Annotated in this window: 1 protein-coding gene; it reads left to right on the forward strand. The window is 49.2% G+C overall.

Annotation, left to right across the window (positions count from 1 at the left end; translation table 11 throughout):
• Nucleotides 1-258, forward strand: a 258-nt coding sequence (locus SB786_RS36825) for a hypothetical protein (RefSeq protein ID WP_410731663.1), incomplete at both ends; no start/stop codon positions are given.

Consider the following 258-nt stretch of genomic DNA (forward strand, 5'->3'; position numbering starts at 1 on the left):
GTCAACTATCCTTTTGCCATCACCGATGGTAGTGCAACTGCAGGTGACGACTATAGCAATGCCCCAGTCTTTAGTGACGGCGTTGTTTTAAACACGGATGGCAGTATCACTATTCCAGCAGGAGTGACCAACTTTACCGTCAGCTATCCGGCCTTAAATGATGACTTAGATGAGCTGAATGAGACCACCACATTAACCATCGGTACCGGCGTCGGCACAGGTACGATTACAGACACGGATGTGGCGCCTATCATCAGT

This window comes from Burkholderia sp. SIMBA_062, from assembly GCF_046534765.1.
Taxonomy (GTDB): Bacteria; Pseudomonadota; Gammaproteobacteria; order Burkholderiales; family Burkholderiaceae; genus Burkholderia; species Burkholderia ambifaria.